This window comes from Kaarinaea lacus, from assembly GCF_975902315.1.
The window spans coordinates 1-3,358 of record NZ_CDLKIE010000064.1 but is presented as its reverse complement, the minus strand read 5'-3'; the positions used below and the strand labels follow the sequence as shown (position 1 = coordinate 3,358).

General features: G+C 46.2%; 3 protein-coding genes. 2 read left to right on the top strand and 1 reads right to left on the bottom strand.

Annotated elements, in window-relative coordinates; translation table 11 throughout:
• A partial coding sequence (locus ACWVCM_RS01405) for a TauD/TfdA family dioxygenase (protein ID WP_455199909.1) occupies window positions 1–683 on the bottom strand: 683 nt, incomplete at its 3' end.
• A gap of 485 nt (window positions 684–1,168) precedes the next feature.
• Here ACWVCM_RS01405 and dsrA point away from each other — a divergent pair.
• Both dsrA and dsrB read left to right on the top strand, forming a co-directional pair.
• A complete protein-coding gene (dsrA, locus tag ACWVCM_RS01400) occupies window positions 1,169–2,476 on the top strand; it encodes a dissimilatory-type sulfite reductase subunit alpha (RefSeq protein ID WP_455199908.1) in 1,308 nt (435 codons plus the stop codon).
• Window positions 2,477–2,567: 91 nt separating this feature from the next.
• Window positions 2,568–3,358 (top strand): dissimilatory-type sulfite reductase subunit beta (gene dsrB / locus ACWVCM_RS01395; RefSeq protein ID WP_455199907.1); only part of this gene is annotated, 791 nt, incomplete at its 3' end.

Sequence of the window (3,358 nt, the reverse complement as noted above, 5' to 3'; positions counted from 1 at the left end):
TGCAAATCCCCGCTCGTTTCATCAATTGAAAACACCGGACCTGTTTGCGCAGGTCGAATTTCAACACCTTGTTCGATATTGGCAGGAATGGTCATGGCATCTGCCTGCATTAAAGCGGCAATATATTCGGGATTCTCATCTCGCATTAAAATGTACACGATATCGTGATCCAGCAGGAAATTCTCGCCACCCTTTTGCGCAGGATTTGCGCAATGCAACACCATTGCGCGTATTTTGTGCTCGGGCGAATTGTAATAACCGTCGGTGTGCCATTTGATGGGCTTGTCACTATAAGGAATGTATTCATACTGACGCTTCTGCGACGACACCCGCAAGGCGGAAATCCCATCATCGTCAGCGTACAAATTCTTATCCAGGTGCTGCAATCCAAAAGTTGCGCAAATATTACTCAGGCTATTTTTTGTGCTCAAGGGAACACGGCTTCGGTAAATGACAGCATTAGTCTTTTTGCATTGATCAACTAACGCCTGATGCTCGAAATCTGACAGATTATTGATGTCAGCGATTTCTACCAGGAGCTGATCCACCGCCTGGGGATAATTCTCCAGTTTGGCGTCGCGCCACACGTTGTATTCCTGATTGTTAGTTAAATCAAATGGAGACATAGTGTCGGTTAAACTGGGCATCTGGAGAAGCGAAGATGTATCAGCACACGCTTTCATGTTTAATATTAGCAATTGAATCAGTTAGTTGATATTTCGGCAAGTCAGCGAACCAAATATTTTACTATATTAGCAATATTTAATATACTGCCGCGCGGTTACAAGATTCGACGCGCTTTGAATCACTACTAAATCACTACTATATATAGTGGTTAGATAAACAATTATAAGTGCAATCAAATGCACAACGCGTTTATAGCAATGGTATGTAACAAACGTCTACATCCAGTCGGGGATTCAGACGTATATCACTAAAGGGATAGAGCCACTTGTAACACTCTAACCCATCAGATTAGGTTACACATTGGACTGCGTTTCATAGAATTCTTCTTTATACTTAGCGCAATTCAGAGTCTGAGATTTTAGTTGTGACGTGCAGGTCAAAGGGTAAGTGCGGTCTCACGTTACAGAATTATTAATACGGTAGTAAATGCGGTAGTAGCTAGCTAACACAGAATTCGAGTTCAATTGAGGAGACACGGGTAATGGCACAGCAAACACCAAAAAATCCTGAAAAACATTGTACATATGTACCAAGCGAGAAAACATCCACCAAACCTTTCCACAACACCCCCATGCTAGACGAACTCGAAAAAGGCCCATGGCCTAGCTTCGTGCATGGTTTGAAGCGTCTGGCGACCGACAACAACATGATGGTCGACCTGATGGGTCAATTAGAGCATTCCTACAAAACACGTCTCGGTTACTGGAAAGGTGGAACCGTGAGTGTATTCGGTTATGGCGGCGGTATCATTCCACGCTTCACTGAACTCATGGACGACAGCGGCAAGCCCATGTTCCCCGAATCAAAAGAATTCCACACATTGCGCGTACAACCACCTCCAGGCAACCATTACTCTACTGACATGTTGCGCCAGTTATCCAACTCCTGGAACAAATATGGCTCTGGCTTGATCGCATTCCATGGTCAAACCGGCAACATCATGTTTATCGGTACTACTACTGACAACACTCAACATTTCTTCGATGAAATTAATGACTATGGTTGGGATTTAGGTGGTGCAGGACCTTGTGTACGTACTGCGATGTCCTGTATCGGCGCCGCGCGTTGCGAACAATCTTGCGCCAATGAGCAAAAAATTCATCGTTTGTTGGTGAACAACTTTGTCGATGACATGCACCGCCCTGCTTTACCTTACAAATTTAAGTTTAAAGTCTCTGGTTGTCCCAACGACTGCATGAACTCTATTCAGCGTTCAGACATGTCAGTCATCGGAACCTGGCGCGACGATATGAAAGTCGACCAGAAAGAAGTTAAAAAATTCGTTAAGGCAAAAGGACGCAAATACGTGGTTGATAGCGTTGTCAGCAAGTGTCCTACTAATGCACTGTCACTTAACGATGATGACACATTAGCGGTAGATAACCGCAACTGTGTACGCTGCATGCACTGCATCAATGTAATGACCAAAGCCCTGTCACCTGGGGACGACAAAGGTGTTACTGTGCTGATTGGTGGTAAACGTACCCTGAAAATCGGTGACACCATGGGTACTGTCATCGTTCCTTTCATGAAGCTCGAAACTGAAGATGATTACGAAGCGCTTAAAGAGCTAGCTGAAGAAACTATCGACTTCTGGGCAGAAAATGCGCTGGAGCACGAACGTTGCGGTGAAACCATCGACCGTATCGGCCTGGTTAACTTCCTGGAAGGTATCGGCGTTGACGTAGATCCGAACATGATCAACAACCCACGTGTGAGTAGCTACGTTCGTACCGATCAGTGGGACGAAGAAGCTGAGAAGTGGAAAGAACGAAAGGCTGCCGGCTAAATACTCCAACAACAACGCCCTCACTAAGAGGGCGTTGTTAAATAGTACGGCGAAAAGTTGACAAAATTACTAAAGCATTTGGAGGCTATATATGAGCGAAGCAGCACAACCAAGATTTCCTACTGAAAGCGGATGTCCCGACGCTTTTCAATACATGCACCCAGCATATATCAAGAACTACGGCCAATGGGCCTGGCATGAGCGTACACGTCCCGGTGTACTACACCACGTATCAAAAACCGGTGACGAAGTATGGACAGTGCGCGTAGGCACACAGCGTCAGTTAGGTCCCTTTGAGCTGAATTTGCTGTGCGACATCATCGACAAGTACGCAGATGGTTATGTACGTTTTACTATCCGCAGTAACATGGAAATTACTGTTACTGACGAGAAGAAAGTTCAGCCGTTAATCGACGCATTCGAAGAAGCTGGCTACCCTGTTGGTGGTACCGGAAACTCGGTCACCATGATTTCTCACACTCAGGGCTGGTTACACTGCGATATCCCCGGTACCGATGCTTCTGGTGTGGTTAAGTCCTTGATGGACGAGCTTTACGACGAGTTCGTCAATGAAACCATGCCTAACCGTGTGCATATCACAACTTCTTGCTGCCAGATCAACTGTGGTGGCCAGGGCGACATCGCCATCAACGTTCAACATACCAAACCACCCAAGATCAACCATGACCTGGTGGCCAACGCCTGTGAACGTCCTTCAGTCGTAGCACGTTGCCCGGTTGCGGCTATTCGCCCTGCCATGGTGAACGGCAAGCCTTCTCTGGAAGTTGATGAGAAGAAATGTATTTGTTGTGGTGCCTGTTTTCCACCCTGCCCACCCATGCAGATTAATGATCCTGATCATTCCAAGCTGGCGATCTGGGT